This window comes from Leisingera sp. McT4-56 (genome assembly GCF_020514995.1).
Lineage (GTDB): Bacteria > Pseudomonadota > Alphaproteobacteria > Rhodobacterales > Rhodobacteraceae > Leisingera > Leisingera aquaemixtae_A.
In genome coordinates this window covers 20,109-36,893 of sequence record NZ_JAJALF010000033.1, presented here as the reverse complement: position 1 = coordinate 36,893, position 16,785 = coordinate 20,109, and the positions used below count along the sequence as shown (strand labels likewise).

Sequence of the window (16,785 nt, the reverse complement as noted above, 5' to 3'; positions counted from 1 at the left end):
GGGCGCGGGCTGGTCTATCTGCTGGTGGCCGGGGTGTCGCTGCGGCCGATCCGGCACAGCGGCGAGGCCGCCTGCTCTGCTTCATGAAGCCGCCTGCCGGATCGTGCCGAAGGCCGGCGACCGCGGCACCAGGAGCCTGCGCGACGCCCTCAGCAGCTGACCGGCTGCAGTGCCCGCCAACTGCTGCTGCCGGCCACGGAACTGGCAAAATGCTGCGCAGCCGCCGCAGCCGGGCCGTCTGTTTCTCAGTCCCGGCGTGGAAAGGGTTCTTTCGCTGTTTCCCGTTTTCGCATAAATGATCCGGCAACAACACGGCGCTGCCGGGCGGTCATGGTGCGTCCTGCCATCCAGGCTTGCCGTTGACAGTTTCGCCCGGCTTGCGCCCGTACGTTCTGGAGGCCTTCCCTTGCACGGCATTTCATACCGCCCCGACATCGACGGGCTCCGGACCATGGCGGTGCTGCCAGTTGTCCTGAACCATGCCGGCATCCCGGGGTTTCCGGGCGGCTTCGTCGGCGTTGACGTGTTCTTCGTGATCTCCGGCTATCTAATAACCAGAATCCTGGCCCGTGAAATCGCCGAAGAGCGGTTTTCCATCGTCGCGTTCTACGAGCGCCGTGCGCGCCGGATCCTGCCCGCCCTCTTCGCGGTCATCGCAGCGTGCCTGATTGCCGGCTGGTTCCTGCTCTTCCCCTTCCAGTACGAAGCGCTAGCCAGGTCCGCGCAGGCAACTTTGCTTTTCTCCTCGAACATCTGGTTCTGGCTCGGGGCACAGGATTATTTCGGGGACGGCGTAAAGCTAGACCCGCTTCTGCACACGTGGTCGCTTTCGGTCGAGGAACAGTTTTACGTCTTCTTCCCCCTGCTTCTGTTTGCAATGGCATCGCGGTCCCGTCGCACCTGGATCCTGGTGATCGCAGGCTTGTCGCTCCTGTCAGCGGGCCTGTCTTTCGCCGCCACGGAGCACGCCCCGATTGCTGGGTTTTTCCTGACGCCGATGCGCATCTGGGAGCTTGGCATCGGCGCTTTGCTGGCCATCGGCGCCGTGCCCGCCGTGCGCAGCAGGGCCGTTGCGGAGATCGCGGGGGCTGCCGGCCTTCTGCTGATTGCCGCCAGCATCGCTCTGATCACCGAAGACACACCCTTCCCCGGCCTGACGGCCCTGTGTCCCTGCCTCGGCACCGCAGCGGTGATCTGGGCCGGGATGAGCGGCCAGTCGCTTGCAGGGCGCCTGCTGTCCCTGCCGCCGATGGTCTGGATCGGCCTGATTTCCTACTCGGTCTACCTCTGGCACTGGCCGGTCCTGGTGGCCGCACGCCTGGTCCACAACACGCCGGACCTGCCGATGCCGGTTGCGCTTGCCTGCGTTGCGGCCTCCCTTCTGCTGGGCTGGGCAAGCTGGCGGTTCATCGAAAGGCCGTTCAGAACCTCGCCCGGAAAAGGGCTTTCGCGCCGCGGCATCTTTGCAGCCTCCGGCGCCGGTGCAGCGGTTTTGTTCGGTGCGGCGGTGTCCGTTGCCCAGCTGGACGGGCTGCAGTCGCGTTTCTCGGACGATATGGCCGTGATTCTGGAAGCGAAGGAGAGATCCCCGCTGGAGGTGGACTGCTTCGCACGCGACGCAGAGCAGCCGCCATGCCGCCTCGGCGCAACCGCTGGGGAGGAGGAAATCGACGTCATTGTCTGGGGGGATTCGCACGCCGGGGCCATGCTGCCGGGAATTGATAGCTGGCTCAGCGCAAACGGCATGGCCGGCGCGGCCTTCACTAAGTCGGCGTGCCCGCCCCTGCCCGGGGTGCTGCGCGTGGACAAGGAGCCCGGGCATCGCTGCGACGCGCACAACGACAAGGTTCTTGCATTCATCAAGGATCAAAAGGGACCGCAGACAGTCATCATCGCCGCGCGATGGGCGCTTGCGGCAGAGGGCAGCAGGGCGCCCGGCGAGGATGGCAAACCTGCCATTCTCGGCGCTTCGGACGGCACAGTACAGGGCGCCGGAAACGCCGCGGTGCTGAAGGAAAGCCTCCTGCGCCTTCTGGATGACTTGCAGTCGTCCGGCAAAAAGGCGGTGATCGTGGAAGGTGTTCCAGAAATCGGTTTCCGCGTGCCGGAGGCAATCGTGCGGCAGAGCATCTTCGGGGAACAGCTGCCGGATGCCATCACCCTGACCGGCTATGAGGAACGGAACCGGCGGGCTAATGCAATCCTGGCGGAGGCCGCCCGCGGCCGCGGCGCGGAGCTGGTGAGCCTTTCCGGCATCATGTGCCCGTCCGACTGCCTGATCGAAAAGGACGGAGCCCCGCTCTACCGGGACGACGACCACCTCAGTGTCGCAGGCGCGCAATGGCTGATGCCGCTGGTCCTGGACATGCATCTGAGACCCGCAAGGTAGCAGTTGCGGGCAAGAGGCGCCGAGTACGTACTGGCTGGCGCACTCTGTCCCCGCACCCTGCTCAGCTGCCTGGCACAAGGTCTGAGGGGAGCTTGCGGCAGTTCCCGGAGGTACCGCGTGCGGGCAGTGCCCGGTCTCAGGTATCTTCCGGCAGATCCACTGTGCCCCGCATCAGCACAAAGCCCTCGCCGGCAACCCGCACGCCTTCGATGGCATCCGGTGCGCCGACCCGCGCCACCCGCGCCTGGCCGGGTCGGCCGAGGCCATGGCCCTGCTCCGCGGTGAACTCCGCCTTCTCCATCAGCCCGTGCTTCCACAGGTAAGACGCCATCGCGCCTGTGGCCGACCCGGTGAAGGGATCCTCCGGCGGGCTCGGCGGCGCCATCAGCAGGCGCGAGAAGGTGTCGCCTGCCGCGGTTGCCCCCTCCAGCGTCACCAGGAACGGCTCCATCATGTCGATGCCATCGGCGCCCAGCGATGCGCCCAAGGCGGCCAGCGCCTGCAGGTTCAGCTCCGCCGCCTCCAGCGCCGCGCGGTCCTTCAGCACGGTGATGCAGAACGGCAGCCCGGTGGAAACCTTCTGCGGGTGCCCCACGATCGCCTCCACCGGCAGCGACACCGCCGCCGCCACCAGTTCCGGATCGGCGAAGGGGCCGAATTCCGGCGCAACCTGCGTCATCTCGATCAGATTGCCGTCCAGCTTCACCGGCACGATCCCGGCGCCGGTTTCCAGGGTGATGCTATCGCCCGCTATCAGCCCCCGGTCCCGCATCGCCGCCACCGTGGCAATGGTCGGATGGCCGGCAAAGGGGATCTCGCGGCTGGCCAGGAAATAGCGCACCTTGACATCCGCCACCTTTGACGGGCCGGTGAAAGTGCATTCCACCAGCGAGGTCTCCCGCACGTAAGCCGTGCAGACCGCCTCCGGCAGATGCGCCCCGTCCTGCACCACCGCGCAGCCGTTGCCGCCAAAGGCGCGGTCCGAGAACGCATCCACCCAGTCGAAATTGAAATCAGCCATTTTGTACTCACCTAGTTTCCTGAGCTTCAAGGAGACTGCCACGGAGGCTTTCTGTTTTCATCCAATCCTTTTGGGTAACTTTTCGAGTGACGTGACGGAAGGGCACCAGGCAGGACCGGCAACGGAATATTCAATGTCTGCGAAAAACTCTTCGGTGGGAGGGCCGGAATGATCTTTACCGGCACCCTGATATTGTTCAGCGCTTCGGCAAAATCGTCGGCCTCCAGCAGATGCTGCGCATCCCCCGGCCGTTTGAGCAGTTCCATGACCTTGGCCTCGTAGTCACCCAGCTCCACACCAAAGCTCTCAAAGAATGCCTGTTCCCATGGCAATCCGTTTCCAAGATTTCGCCAGAAGTTGAATAGCGTTCCGTTGCCGCGGGCCTCAGCCAGAATACGAACTGCAAAATGCGATAGATCATACTCTTCCTGTGGCATCGACCTGTCTGAACGCCTTAGCTCCCTCAAGTCTCTCTCCGACTTTCGGGCCCGAATTCCTAAATAGGAAAGGAACGGCCGGCGAACTCTCAAGACTGTTTCGGAATAGTGGGCTTCCAGTACCTGAGCCGTGCCTTCGATCATCCAAAGCGGCCCCATGAGCCGCCGCTTAGCATCCGGCCCCTTCAGTACCGACCTTGCACCGCTTAGCTCAGCCTGGGCGATGTGCACATATTCATGTGCTACCACTGCCCAAAGCCAATTCCGGTCGCTGTCCAGCAAGTCCCTTTCTGCCCCCTTAGGCCTACTCCAGCAAATAAAGATCCAGTCCTGATAAGCTGCGGCACTGTAAGCATCACCGTTGCCGCAACGCGTTCTGATCTTTGCATCAGGAGAGGAGCCACCAGCCGAGATATCCGCTTTGACGCGGCGCGCGAGCCCTTGCAAGACCTTCCAATCATCAGCAGCAGCAATTCCGATATTGCCGGCAAGAACAAGACCGAATTCCTGCAGAAGAAATTTCCGCACAGAGTCATACGCTTGCCGCACCTCTATTTCCGCCCGCTCCGAGTTCGCCCGCAGCTTGACCTCGCCGGACGATGGGCGCTTGGCGGCAAGTTCCGCCCGAATAGCCGGCAACTCCCGGCACCAATGGATCGCAGTTTCGCGTGACAGCTCCGGCAGCTCCTTCAGGTACCCGGAAAAACTGCCCTCATGCGCGTCCTTCATGACCCGCCAGGCCGACCGTGTCCGCCGCCCCATCACGCCATCCGCAGGGCCAGGAGCATACCCCAGCTCCGCCAGCTGCCTTTGCACGCAGGCCACAAACGGGTCCGCAACCACCGGCGCAGACAGGGCTGACAGCCCAAGCGCCAGCGCCAGCACCTGAACAAGCGGGCGGAAATTCCTGAACATCCAATGCCTCTCCTGCAAAATCAGCTGGTCAAAATAAATTAGGCCCCCAAAAGGGAGCCTGTCTGCGAAAATATCAAGCGTTTTCCGGCAGCTGCGCCGGATCCTGTGGCAGGATCAATGCACAGGCTTCACAGCGCGGTTCAGTGCACCGGCACCGGCGTCATGTCGTTCTGCCGCGCCAGCACAAAGGCCAGGCGGCGGTCGGCCACCAGCGCCAGCTGGCTGCCCTCGGCGTCGTGCACCGCGTAAAGCTGCTCGCGATCGCCGGCGCTGTCCTGCACCTCTTTGGGAAGATCCGCCACCGCAACCGCCTTCACATAGACGGTCCGGCTGCCGGCATCCTTGAAGTCAAACGGTGTATGCATTGCTCTTACCCCTTTCTGATACTGATCGTCTGGACCACGGTTTCGGGACGCGCACGGGTCAGATCCACATGCAAGAGCCCGTTCTCCATCACCGCCTCGCCCACTTCGACGCCATCGGCCAGCACGAACATGCGCTGGAACTGGCGGGCCGCGATGCCGCGGTGCAGGAACACCCGCCCCTCGCTGTCGTCGCGCTGGCGGCCGCGGATCACCAGCTGGCGGTCCTCGACGGTGATCGCCAGATCCTCTTCGGCGAAACCGGCCACGGCCAGGGTGATGCGGTAGGAATGATCGGATGTCTGTTCGATATTATAGGGGGGATAGCCCTCGTTGCCCGACTTTGCCGAGCGTTCCAGGAGGCGTTCCAGCTGCTCGAACCCCAGCATATGCGGGTAGGAGCCCAAGGTTAGTTTCGACACGCTGTTCGTCCTTTATGCCAAAGCGACGGTAATCCGCGGCCCCGCTTCCGGCAGCCGCTTCCCGAAGAATATGGGAAGTTCCTGCTGGATTCACAAGAGCATGTGTCCACAGGTCTAGCGGAAAAGCCCTTAACGAAGTATCTTCGGCCTCACTTCATTCATAAGCCCGATTGAGTCTCCCATGAATGCACCCACAGATGTGTCGATGAAGACCGATGAGGTCCTGAAGGTCGAGCTAGAGGTTTTCCGCAGGCAGCACCGCGATCTGGACGAAGCCATTTCCGCGCTGGAAGAGCGCGGCACCGCCGATCAGCTGACGATCCGGCGGCTGAAAAAGCAGAAGCTGATCCTGAAGGACAAGATCGCCCTGATCGAAGACCGGCTGACCCCGGACATCATCGCCTGACCCCGCACCGGGTTTCAGGCACCCTGCCCCGCGCCCAAGCCGCGCGGGTTTCAGCTGCAGAATGCAGCGGTTTCAGATATATCTGCGGGGCCTCCCGCCCCCTTCTCCGCGCAAGCAAGCTGTGCGGGACAGGCGTTGGGCATGGCAGCGCGCCCGGCGGCGCGCTGCCATGCCCCGCTCAGCCGCAGGTTACAGATCCTTGCACAGCCGCAGTGCGTCATAGATGGCACCGTGGATATTGCGCCCCGCCACCGCGTCGCCTGCGCGGGCCAGCCAGAATTCCCCTGCGGGGTTCACCTCCGCATAGGGGCTGCGGCCGGCAATCATCTCATGATGGTCCAGCTGCCCCAGATTGCGCGACCTGGGCTTCAGAGCGTGGTACAGATCTTCCGCCGGCGTGATCCCGTGCTCCGAGACCACATGGTCCGCGAGCCGCTCCTGCACATCTCCGGTCAGAACATGGCGCAGCCGGATGCGCTTGCGGCTGCCCTCGGCAGCAACGGACACCGGCTCCAGCAGGCTCTCGAACGCCACCCCCTGCCGCGCCAGATCGCGTAAGCCAACGGCGGAGTTCGTCGGCCCCAGGTCATGCCCTGCCATCCGGTCCGGCGTGGCCAGCGTGACCGAGCAGCCCATCCGCGCCATCACATCCGCGCAGACCAGTGCTGCGTGGTCGCCCACCTCGTCCAGCAGCAGAACCTCTCCCGCGACCCGCGCTTCGCCGGACAGCACCTCCCAGCTGGATGCGACCAGATGCCCGCCGGGAATGTCCAAACCTTCCGGCCAGCCGCCGGTGGCCACGATCACCGCGTCCGGGGCCTCCGCCAGCACGTCCTCCGCCTCGGCATAAGTATTGAGGCGCAGATCCACCCCCAGCCGCTCCACCTCGGAGATCAGCCAGTCGGCCACGCCCCAGATCTGGCGCCGGGTCATGCCCTTGGCCGCCAGCGCAATCTGGCCGCCAAGCCTGCTGCCGGCCTCAAACAGCACCACCTGATGGCCGCGCTCCGCCGCAACCCGCGCGGCCTCCAGCCCGGCCGGGCCGCCGCCGGCCACCACCACCTTGCGCCGCTCCGCAGCGGGTGCGATCACATGCGGCATCACCGCCTCCCGGCCTGTTGCCGCGTTGTGGCCGCAGACCGCGGGCTTGCCCTGGTTGACCCGGTCGACGCAGTAGCCCAGCGCCACGCAGGGACGGATGCGTTCTTCCTCGCCGCGCTGCAGCTTCTGCACCAGATAGGGATCGGCCATATGGGCGCGGGTCATGCCGATCATGTCGGCCTGCCCCTCGCGGATGGCATGCCGGGCGGTGGCAATATCGGCCACGCCCCCGGCATGGAACACCGGCAGATCCACTGCCGCGCGGATCGCGCCCGCCACATTCAGATCCGGCGCCGCGGGCATCCCCATCGGCGCCACCCAGCCGGCCAGCCCCAGATCGTCATAGGGCGCCCCTGCCAGCACATTCAGGAAATCCACTGCGCCGGTGGCGGCAATCTTCTGCGCCGCCTCAATACATTCCGCCGCGCCGAGGCCGCCCTCCACCAGCTCATCCCCCGTGACCCGCATGCCGAGGATCAGGTCCGGCCCCACCGCTTCGCGCACCGCCTCCAAGACCTGCAGCGTCAGCCGCAGCCGGTTGTCGAGCGAGCCGCCGTAATCATCTTCCCGTGTGTTCACCAAGGGCGACAGGAACTGCCCCAGCAGATGCGAATGCGACAGGATCTCGATGCCGTCGAAGCCGCCCTGGCGGCAGCGTTCAGCAGCAGCCGCGAAGTCCTTGATGACGCGGGAGATATCCTCCATCTCCATCACCTTTGGAAACGCCCTGTGCGCGCGCTCCCGCCGCCCTGACGGCCCCAGAACCGGCAACCAGTGGCCATCGTCCCAGGCAGTGCGCCGGCCCATATGGGTGATCTGGCACATCACCGCCGCGCCATGCTTGCGCACCCCGTCCGTCAGCCGCTGGAACCACGGAATGATGCTGTCATCGCCCGCATAAAGCTGCCCGAATACGGACGGGCTGTCCGGCGCGATATTGGTCGAGCCGCCGATCATCGTCAGCGCAATGCCGCCCTTCGCCTTCTCCTCGTGATAGAGCCGGTAGCGGTCGCGCGGATGGCCGCCCTGCTGGAACGAGGGCGCATGCGCCGTGCTCATGATCCGGTTGCGCAGGGTCAGGTGGCGCAGCTGCAAGGGCTGGAGGAGCGGGTCGGTCTGCTGGCTCATAGGTAGGCTTTCCGGGTAAAATCTCCCTGCCAGCACAGCCGTCCGCCCGCTGCTTGGCTTGCAGAAAACCGGCATCCCCCCGGCCCTGTTGCGACACCCTCCATGCGGCGGTCAAAAACCCCTCCTGACCGGATGGTCAAAGCGGGTTTTTCCGTTTAGGAGCACTGCAATTTTGCCCGCACCCCCGGCAGTTGCCCGGTCCGGGCCGCAATGCAGACCTGAGATACGAGCGAGAAGAATGACCGCCACCAGCGACCACACCGCCGCGCCTGCTGCGCCAGACAGCCAGAGCGCCGAGTACAAGTTCACCCCCAAGCAGGCGCTGGTCGGCGCCCAGATGCTGTTTGTCGCCTTCGGCGCGCTGGTGCTGGTGCCGCTGCTGACGGGCCTCGACCCAAGCGTCGCGCTGTTCACCGCAGGGCTTGGCACGCTGATCTTCCAGATCGTGACCCGCGGCCAGGTGCCGGTTTTCCTGGCCTCCTCCTTTGCCTTCATCGCGCCGATCATCTACGGCGTGCAGACCTGGGGCATGGCCGCCACCACCGGCGGCCTTGCGGCGGCGGGCCTGCTATACGTCGCGCTCTCCTTTGCCATCCGCGCCTTTGGCGCCGGCTTCCTGCACCGGCTGCTGCCGCCGGTGGTGGTCGGCCCGGTCATCATGGTGATCGGCCTGTCGCTGGCGCCGGTTGCGGTCAACATGGCCACCGGCCTGGCGGGCGACACCCAGGTGATGCCCCGCAACACCGCACTGCTGCTCGCCGCCATTTCGCTGGGCGCCACCATGCTGACGGCGATCATGGGCCGCGGCATCATGCGGGTGGTGCCGATCCTCGCAGGCGTCGCCGCAGGTTACATTGCCGCGCTGGTCATGGGGGCCGTCTCTGGCGAGACGCTGGTCAACACCGCCCCGCTGGCGGATGCCCCCTGGTTCAAGGTGCCGGGCTTTGTCGCGCCCGAGTTCAACCTGGCCGCCATCCTGTTCATCCTGCCGGTCGCCATCGCCCCTGCGATTGAGCACTTCGGCGACATCATGGCGATCTCCAGCGTGACCAAGCGCGACTACATGGAAAAACCCGGCATCCAGAACACCATGCTGGGCGACGGGCTTGCCACCGCCGCCGCGGGCCTTCTGGGCGGCCCGCCCAACACCACCTATTCCGAGGTGACCGGCGCCGTCACCCTCACCCGTGCCTTCAACCCGGCGATCATGACCTGGGCCGCCATCTTCGCCATCGCGCTGTCATTCGCGGGCAAGCTCTCCGGTGCGCTCTCCACCATCCCGATGCCGGTGATGGGCGGAATCATGATCCTTCTGTTCGGCATGGTCACCGTGGTCGGCCTGTCGGTGCTGGCAAAACTGGGCGAGGCGCTGTCCGAGGCGCGCAACATGGTGATCATCTCCACCGTGCTGATCATCGGCCTCGGCGGGCTGACGCTGCAATTCGGCGAAGGCTTCACCCTTGCCGGCATCGGACTGTCCGGCGTCGCCGGCCTCTTGCTGAACCTGGTCCTGCCGCAGCAGCGGAACTGATCCGCCCCTTGCCTGCGCTGCCCGGCGGCGGCGCAGGCCCCTCTCTACCGCTCTTCCGGCTTCAGGTGGCGGATGCGCGCCACATGCGCCTCGATCTCGCCGCCGGTGAACTGGCAGTACCGCCGCTTTTGCGAAGCCGGGTGGTAGGCCAGCCCCAGGTTCAGCCCCTCCCGCCAGGACCGCCGCGGCCGCACCGGGCGCGGCGCAAATCCGCCGCCGCAGGTCGGGCAGATATTGTGCAGCACGGTTTCCACGCAGTCGGCGCAATAGGTGCATTCATACGAACAGATACAGGCATCAAGCGCATCGGGCGGCAGATCCTTGTCGCACAGCTCGCAGTTCGGGCGCAGTTCCAGCATCGAATCTTCCTCTCCTGCCCCATCATCTACCTATGATTGAGTTAACAGTCTATTTCCGTACCGCAGGGAGGCAACCCCCTGTCCTGCGGCAAAGCGCCAAAGCCCTTGAAACAGGGCAAATCCCGCTGTTTTCCATCCCAAGCCGGATTGCGCAAAACCCAAGTTTCCCTATAGTGCGCGCTCCACAAGCCGCGACAGGAGCCACCAGCCATGGCCGACATCAAAGTGGGCATCATCATGGGCAGCCAATCCGACTGGCCCACCATGAAGGAAGCCGCGAATATTCTGGACGAACTGGGCGTTGCCTACGAGGCCAAGATCGTCTCTGCCCACCGCACCCCGGACCGGCTGTGGAGCTACGGCAAGAGCGCGGCTGACCGCGGTTTGCAGGTGATTATCGCAGGCGCCGGCGGTGCTGCCCACCTGCCCGGCATGGTCGCATCGAAAACCCGCGTGCCGGTGGTCGGCGTGCCGGTCCAGACCCGCGCCCTCTCCGGCGTCGACTCGCTCTATTCCATCGTGCAAATGCCCAAGGGCTTCCCGGTTGCCACCATGGCGATCGGTGCCGCCGGTGCCGCCAACGCAGGCCTGATGGCCGCTGGCATCCTGGCGCTGCAGGACCCCGCCCTGGCCCAGCGCCTCGACGACTGGCGCGAGGCCCTCTCCGCCTCCATCCCCGAGGAGCCTTCCGATGACTGAGGTGCTTGCCCCCGGTTCGACAATCGGCATCCTCGGCGGCGGCCAGCTGGGCCGGATGCTCTCGGTCGCGGCCTCCCGCCTCGGCTTCAAGACCCATATTTTCGAGCCCGGCGCCAACCCGCCCGCAGGCCATGTCGCCGACCGCGTGACCACCGCAGGCTACGAGGACGCCGAGGCGCTCGCCGCCTTTGCCGCCTCTGTTGACGTGATCACCTATGAGTTCGAGAACATCCCGACCTCCGCGCTCGACCTGCTGGAATCGCAAAAGCCGATCCGCCCGGGCCGCGAGGCGCTCAGGATCAGCCAGGACCGGCTGACCGAAAAGAGCTTCCTGCAGGAGCTGGGCCTCAAGACCGCGCCTTTTGCCGATATCACCGACCAGGCCAGCCTCGACGCGGCGCTGTCCGAGATCGGCGCCCCCTCGATCCTGAAGACCCGCCGCTTCGGCTATGACGGCAAGGGCCAGGCCCGCATCAAATCCCTGGAAGACGCCGGCGAAGCGCTCGCCGCCATGGCCGGCGCGCCCTCGATCCTGGAAGGGTTCGTGAATTTCACCCACGAGGTCTCGGTCATTGCCGCCCGCGGCACCACCGGTGAGATCGCCTGTTTCGATCCCGGCGAGAACGTCCACCGCGACGGCATCCTGCACACCACCACTATCCCTGCGCGCCTCAGCACCGGCCAGCGCATGGATGCGGTACTGATGGCGGGCAAGATCCTGAACGCGCTGGAGTATGTCGGCGTCCTCGGCGTCGAGCTGTTCGTCACCGCCGACGACCTGATCGTCAACGAGATCGCCCCGCGCGTCCACAACTCCGGCCACTGGACCCAGAACGGCTGCACCGTCGACCAGTTCGAACAGCACATCCGCGCGGTTGCGGGATGGCCGCTGGGCGACGGCCAGCGCCATTCCGACGTGGTGATGGAAAACCTGATCGGCGATGACGTGGACCGCATCCCGGAGCTGGCGAAAGAGGCGGACTGCGCCATCCACCTTTACGGCAAGGCCGAGGCCAAGCCGGGCCGCAAGATGGGCCACGTGAACCGGGTGCAGAAGCCGCAAGGCTAATCCCCGACCAAGAAAACTGGGGGCTCTGCCCCCGGCCCCTTCCCAGCTTGGGGCTCTGCCCCCAGACTCCCGGGATATTTTCAGCCAGATGAAGCAGGCGGCCCATAAAACAGACGCCTGTGAAAGCGGCCCCGCCGGTTTCACGCGCCGCAAAGAGGGCCATCCGGCCTGATGCGCGGCGCCGCTCCGCTAAGCCAGGAAGCGGCCCGCAATCTCTCCCGACATATAGCTGACCCGCCCGCCGGACAGCGTTGCCGCCACCCGCTGGGTGGCCTTGTCCAGCACCAGAATATCGGCGCGCTTGCCTGCCTCCAGCGTGCCCCGGTCGTTGAGGCCCAGCAGCTGCGCGGGCCCTTCAGAGACCAGCCGCCAGGCCCCTTCCAGATCCAGCAGGCCGGAGCGTTCCAGCATCAGCGCCGCGCGGCGCGGGCTGGGGTAGTGGTAATCGGAGGCCAGCGCATCGCAGAGCCCCATGGCGATCAGCTCAACGGCGGAGGCATTGCCCTTGTGCGAGCCGCCGCGCACCACGTTGGGCGAGCCGAGGATCACCGGATCGCCTGCGCTGCGCGCGGCCTCCGCCGCCTCCAGCGTCTCGGGGAATTCGGCAATCCGGGCGCCGCGCTCGCGCCAGACGGCGCGGTCCTCTGCGGTCTGGTCGTCATGGCTGCCCAGCCGCACATCCAGCGCGGCCAGTTCGCGGCACAGCGCATCCAGCCTGGCCGGCACCTCATCCCGGCGCGCGTGCATGTCCTTCAGCATCTGCCAGTGCACTTCCGGGTTGCGCCCCGCCTTCAGCGCCTGGCCCGTCAGCCGCGGCGGCTTCTTGCCCTCAGCCAGCCGGTCATGCGGCAGGTGGTCGTTGAACACCACATAGGGCACCTGCCACTCGGCCACCTTCGCAGCCAGCCCGGCGTAATCCTCCAGCATGTGGATCTCGAACCGCAGCTGCGGCAGCAGATCAGTGACGACAGAGCCGCGCACCGTCTTGACCGCCTCGAACACCTGCGCCGCAAACTCAGGGCCCCGAAGGCCGCCTTCCCAGGAATAGAACTGCGCCAGCACCGCGGTGGTGATGCCATTGGCAGCCAGCTCGGCCTCCGCCGCCACGACACCCTCCGCCATCTGCTTCATCGCGCCGCGGCGCGGCGCCAGGTGGCGCTCGAACCCGTCGCCATGAGCGTCCACGATCCCCGGCAGCACCAAGTAGCCCGAGAGGTCCACCGCGCGGCCGGCAGGCGCCTCTGCCACCAGCCCGTCCGCGATGGCGATCTTGCCGCCCTTCTCCAGCCCGCCGGGGCGCAGCACATCGCCGCCCTGCAGGGTCAGTTCCAACGTCATTCTTCCGCCTCTTCACAGCCGCCATTCAGCTGGCAGGCCTCGCCAATGATCTCTTCCACCGCTGCCAGCCAGGTCTGCGGCGGCTCGAACCGGCCTTCCTCCAGGAAATGCAGCGCCTGCGCCATCACCCGCGGGTTGTTCATCATGTAGGTGTGGGTGACTGGCAGCGTCAGATGCGCCGCCATGCCCTCGACCCTGGTGCTGGCGACCGAGACCTTGCCGTCATCCGGCCCCGGGATCAGCGAGGAAAACAACGGGTTCAGCGTCTCGTTGCCCGCAATCACCCCCAGCTCGAAACCGACCGGCGGCAGGCGCTTGGGCAGGCTCTCCGCCCCGGTGCCCAGCTGCAGCCCGGCAGGCCCGTTCAGCAGGCCGAACACCTCCCAGTCGCCCAGCTCATCCACCAGCTCGCTGCCCTGGTTCGGCGGCCCCATCATCACCACCCGGCCCAGGTTTGCAGGGCTGTTGTCCTGCAGCCAGTACCGCAGCAGAATGCCGCCCATCGAGTGGGTGACCACATGGGTTGTCTCCTCGCCGCAGGCGGCAAAGGCCGCGGGCAAGGTCTCCTGCGCCAGAACCTGGATCGTCTCCTCGGTGGAAGGATAGCCGGGCCGCACCACGGCAAGCCCGCGCGACTGCAAGACCTCCTCCATCACCGCGAATGAGGTCTCCGAGCGCGCCAAACCGTGCAGCAGGATTACGCAATCGGCTGCCGCAGGCAGCGGCAGCAGCGCCGCAGCGGCGGCAAGGAGGGGTTTCAGAACATCACGCATGACGCCCAGATAAGCGCAAGCGGCGGCACAGGGAAGCCCCTGCGGTTACTTGGCCGCCTGCACCTTGCGCCCGGGCGCCAGCCGCACCACCAGCGCAATGCCGCCCAGCACCGCGGCGCTGCCGAAGACCAGCCGCAGCCCGATGCTTTCGCCCAGCAAGGCCGCGCCGGCAAGGATCGCAATCACCGGCACGCTCAGCTGCACGGTGGCGGCCACCGCGGGCAGGATCTGCGGCAGCAGCCGGTACCACAGCGCATAGCCCATGCCGGAGGTCACCGCGCCGGACAGCACCGCCAGCACCGCGCCGTAGAGGCTGACCGTGCTGCCGCCCAGCCACAGGGCCACCGGCAGGAACATCGCCGTGGACCACAGGAAATTCACCGCCGTCGCCGCCAGCGGCTGCGCTGCACCGCGGCCCAGGATGCTGTAGATCCCCCAGCCCAGGCCAGCTGCCGCCATCAGCAGAGACGCGCCCAAGGGCGCCGTGCCGGAGCCGTCAGGCCAGACAACATAGGCCAGCCCCAGAAACGCCAGCACCGCGCCCGCCACCTGGCCCGCGCTGACAGCCGTGCCCCGCACCGCGCCCCACAGGAACATCGAGACCTGCACCACCCCGAACAGCACCAGCGCGCCAAGGCCCGCGTCAAGCTGCTGATAAGCCAGCGAAAACCCGGCGATATAAAGCGTCAGCGCCGCCCCGCCCTGCAGGCTTGCCCGCAAATCCTGGCGCACCGCCAGCCCCTGCACCCGGCACAGGATCACCAGCATCGCCGCGCCGGAGGCCAGCCGCAGCAAGCCAAAGCTGCCCGCATCCATATGCCCGGCCCCGATCGCCAGGCGGCTGAGGATGGAGTTCGCGGCAAAGGCCGCCATGGTGAGGGAGACGAGAAGAAACAGGCGCATGGCAAAGGGCTAGCGTGCACAGTTGCGGGAGGCCAGAAAAACTTCTGAAATATTGCTGACTTCACAGTGCAGCCGCATTCTTCTTCGCTCAATTTCTTGCCCGCAGGCAGGCCCTCGAGGCGGGTACAGGCCTGCACAGCGGCTGTACCCGACCGGATCGCCCTGCCCGCCCCGGGTCAGATAAACATGATATCGTCGGTCAGCGAGTCCAGATCGGCAACGCCCCGGACCGTCAGGACATTGCCGCCGCCAAAATTCAGAACCGCGGCGCTGCCGCCGGACAGGCTTCCGTAGGTATCCAGAACCTCCATCGCGGTCAGCCCCTCGAGACCCAGGGCACTCCGGTCCAGCAGCAATTCGTCCCTGTTATCCTGAAAGCCGCCAATTGTGTCCTTGCCGCTTGAAAACACAAACTGGTCGGCACCAGTGCCTCCCTTCAGGAAATCATTGCCGCCGCCGCCGTCCAACCAGTCGTTGCCTTTACCGCCGAACAGGGTATCCCGGCCCCGGCCGCCCTCTAGGCGGTCGTGGCCGGCCTCGCCCTCCAGCCGGTCGCGCCCGGCCTGGCCAATCAGCCTATCGCCGCCACGGCCGCCGCGAATGTGGTCGTCGCCGGAGCCGCCCGCCAGCCGATCGTTGCCGCCGCGGCCGATGATCTGGTCGTCTGCAGCGGATCCGTGCAGCAGGTCGCGCCCAACGGTGCCGACCAATTGTGTTTCAAACAGCCGGACGTAAACGCCGTCCTCGCTCCCATCATGGGGGTATGCCTCCCACGCCGCGACGATCCGGCCATCTTCCAGAACTGCGATGCTTGAGTCGGACTGAAAAATTCCGACGCCGCTGAACTCGCTGGCGTGGAAGGGGGCACCGACCCTTTCACCGGCAGCATCAAAGCGCTGGATATAGACATCCTCCTGGCCGTTATCCACGGCATAGCCCGGAATAGTGTCAACGGTATAGGACAGCGCAAACCCGCCGTCAGGCAAAGCCGCGACGTCGGGCGCGTAGACATGGATCCCGCTGGATCTAATGTATTCCGGGGAGGTCACGGCCTGTCCGGAGGCGTCATAGACCTGCACAACAACCCGGTCGTAGCCATCCACGCTAGTCCACCCTGAAACCACGAAGTTCCCGTTTGCCAGAACGTCAATGGAATAGGCACCATTGACGGCTTCAGTTGCAAAGATCTCGAACCGGTCAGTTTCCTGGGTCCCGTCCGGGCCGAACACTTGGCCGTAGCTCTGAGAGCCGGTCATGTTCCCATCGGAATCAGAGGTGCGTCTTTGCCAAACCACCAGCATACTTCCGTCTTCAAATACGGAGGCCATTGGAAACCGCTGATCCCCGGCCGTTTGCGTGTTGACGGTGTACTCAGCCCCGGAAGGGCTTCCATTGCTGTCATAGCGCTGCGCCCGGATCCCATAGCCCGAACCATCGGCCCCATAGCTTTCCCAGACCACCAGGAAACCCCCGTCGTTCAAGGCCGTGGCTTCTGGCCACCCCTGCGCTCCCGCCGCCAGTGTATTGACCTGGAACGGCGGACCCTGCGGAACGCCATCGGCACTGACAAGGCGGGCATTTACTTCATAAACCCCGAAACCTTCGTGATACTCCCCCCACAGAACGACCCAGGAGCCATCATTCAGGACTTCGATTCTGGGGTTATAGTGGGTGTGCTCTGTGCCGGTGTTCAGCTGTACATTGCCACCAACAGGATTGCCTGCCGCATCATAGACCTGCTGGAATACATCGTTCCTTTCGCCGCTGGAATCCAGCGACTCCCAGACCACGACAAAGCCGCCGTTCGGCAAGGCGGCGACTTGGGCATCGTCCTGTGAATTCAAAGTCACAGTGTTGACTTGGGTAACGTCGCTGGCTGGCACAAGAAAAGGCATCGGGCTCCCCGGTTTAATTGCATAAACAAATCATCAA

Annotated in this window: 15 protein-coding genes; 5 read left to right on the top strand and 10 right to left on the bottom strand. The window is 65.4% G+C overall.

What is annotated here, in order from left to right; translation table 11 throughout:
• The first annotated feature begins 406 nt into the window (after positions 1 to 406).
• Positions 407 to 2,389: an acyltransferase family protein gene (locus tag LHL23_RS22240; protein WP_226431593.1), complete on the top strand. Its 1,983-nt coding sequence runs from the start codon at positions 407 to 409 to the stop codon at positions 2,387 to 2,389.
• Positions 2,390 to 2,525: 136 nt separating this feature from the next.
• On the opposite strand, the gene LHL23_RS22235 is transcribed toward LHL23_RS22240, so the two are convergent.
• The 4 genes from LHL23_RS22235 to LHL23_RS22220 all read right to left on the bottom strand — a co-directional run bounded on the left by LHL23_RS22235 (position 2,526) and on the right by LHL23_RS22220 (position 5,546).
• Entirely contained in the window at positions 2,526 to 3,410 is an 885-nt protein-coding gene (locus LHL23_RS22235; RefSeq protein WP_226431592.1) for a PhzF family phenazine biosynthesis protein, read from the bottom strand.
• Positions 3,411 to 3,436: 26 nt separating this feature from the next.
• Positions 3,437 to 4,762, bottom strand: coding sequence for a peptidoglycan-binding domain-containing protein (locus tag LHL23_RS22230; protein WP_226431591.1), 1,326 nt, complete (start codon positions 4,760 to 4,762; stop codon positions 3,437 to 3,439).
• Between the two features lie 140 nt (positions 4,763 to 4,902).
• On the bottom strand, positions 4,903 to 5,127 hold the full coding sequence (locus LHL23_RS22225; protein WP_222477994.1) for a DUF1150 family protein: 225 nt from the start codon (positions 5,125 to 5,127) through the stop codon (positions 4,903 to 4,905).
• Positions 5,128 to 5,132: 5 nt separating this feature from the next.
• Positions 5,133 to 5,546: an Hsp20 family protein gene (locus LHL23_RS22220; RefSeq protein WP_019298576.1), complete on the bottom strand. Its 414-nt coding sequence runs from the start codon at positions 5,544 to 5,546 to the stop codon at positions 5,133 to 5,135.
• Between the two features lie 181 nt (positions 5,547 to 5,727).
• On the opposite strand from LHL23_RS22220, the gene LHL23_RS22215 reads away from it, so the two are divergent.
• Positions 5,728 to 5,952 (top strand): YdcH family protein, encoded by a 225-nt coding sequence (locus LHL23_RS22215; protein WP_174148795.1) that lies wholly within the window; start codon positions 5,728 to 5,730, stop codon positions 5,950 to 5,952.
• 189 nt (positions 5,953 to 6,141) lie between these two features.
• Here LHL23_RS22215 and LHL23_RS22210 read toward each other — a convergent pair whose 3' ends face one another.
• Positions 6,142 to 8,181: an NADH:flavin oxidoreductase gene (locus tag LHL23_RS22210; RefSeq protein WP_226431590.1), complete on the bottom strand. Its 2,040-nt coding sequence runs from the start codon at positions 8,179 to 8,181 to the stop codon at positions 6,142 to 6,144.
• Between the two features lie 238 nt (positions 8,182 to 8,419).
• Here LHL23_RS22210 and LHL23_RS22205 point away from each other — a divergent pair, with 238 nt between their 5' ends.
• The gene (locus LHL23_RS22205) at positions 8,420 to 9,712 is read left to right on the top strand and encodes a uracil-xanthine permease family protein (RefSeq protein WP_226431589.1); all 1,293 of its coding nucleotides are present in this window, start codon (positions 8,420 to 8,422) and stop codon (positions 9,710 to 9,712) included.
• Positions 9,713 to 9,756: 44 nt separating this feature from the next.
• Here LHL23_RS22205 and LHL23_RS22200 read toward each other — a convergent pair whose 3' ends face one another.
• On the bottom strand, positions 9,757 to 10,071 hold the full coding sequence (locus LHL23_RS22200) for a DUF1272 domain-containing protein (RefSeq protein ID WP_222477988.1): 315 nt from the start codon (positions 10,069 to 10,071) through the stop codon (positions 9,757 to 9,759).
• A 210-nt stretch (positions 10,072 to 10,281) separates the two neighbouring features.
• On the opposite strand from LHL23_RS22200, the gene purE reads away from it, so the two are divergent.
• Both purE and LHL23_RS22190 read left to right on the top strand, forming a co-directional pair.
• Positions 10,282 to 10,770 (top strand): 5-(carboxyamino)imidazole ribonucleotide mutase, encoded by a 489-nt coding sequence (gene purE / locus LHL23_RS22195; protein WP_222477985.1) that lies wholly within the window; start codon positions 10,282 to 10,284, stop codon positions 10,768 to 10,770.
• On the top strand, positions 10,763 to 11,839 hold the full coding sequence (locus LHL23_RS22190) for a 5-(carboxyamino)imidazole ribonucleotide synthase (RefSeq protein ID WP_226431588.1): 1,077 nt from the start codon (positions 10,763 to 10,765) through the stop codon (positions 11,837 to 11,839). Before purE ends, LHL23_RS22190 begins: the two co-directional genes overlap by 8 nt.
• Positions 11,840 to 12,028: 189 nt before the next feature.
• On the opposite strand, the gene LHL23_RS22185 is transcribed toward LHL23_RS22190, so the two are convergent.
• The 4 genes from LHL23_RS22185 to LHL23_RS22170 form a co-directional block, all read right to left on the bottom strand.
• Entirely contained in the window at positions 12,029 to 13,177 is a 1,149-nt protein-coding gene (locus tag LHL23_RS22185) for an alpha-D-ribose 1-methylphosphonate 5-triphosphate diphosphatase (RefSeq protein ID WP_226431587.1), read from the bottom strand.
• Positions 13,174 to 13,950 carry an esterase/lipase family protein gene (locus LHL23_RS22180; protein WP_226431586.1) on the bottom strand — a complete coding sequence of 259 codons (777 nt, stop codon included), beginning with the start codon at positions 13,948 to 13,950 and terminating at the stop codon, positions 13,174 to 13,176. Before LHL23_RS22180 ends, LHL23_RS22185 begins: the two co-directional genes overlap by 4 nt.
• Before the next feature lie 45 nt (positions 13,951 to 13,995).
• Complete coding sequence (locus tag LHL23_RS22175) at positions 13,996 to 14,853, bottom strand: DMT family transporter (protein WP_226431585.1); 858 nt, start codon at positions 14,851 to 14,853, stop codon at positions 13,996 to 13,998.
• A 176-nt stretch (positions 14,854 to 15,029) separates the two neighbouring features.
• On the bottom strand, positions 15,030 to 16,748 hold the full coding sequence (locus tag LHL23_RS22170) for a calcium-binding protein (protein WP_226431584.1): 1,719 nt from the start codon (positions 16,746 to 16,748) through the stop codon (positions 15,030 to 15,032).
• Positions 16,749 to 16,785 lie beyond the last annotated feature (37 nt).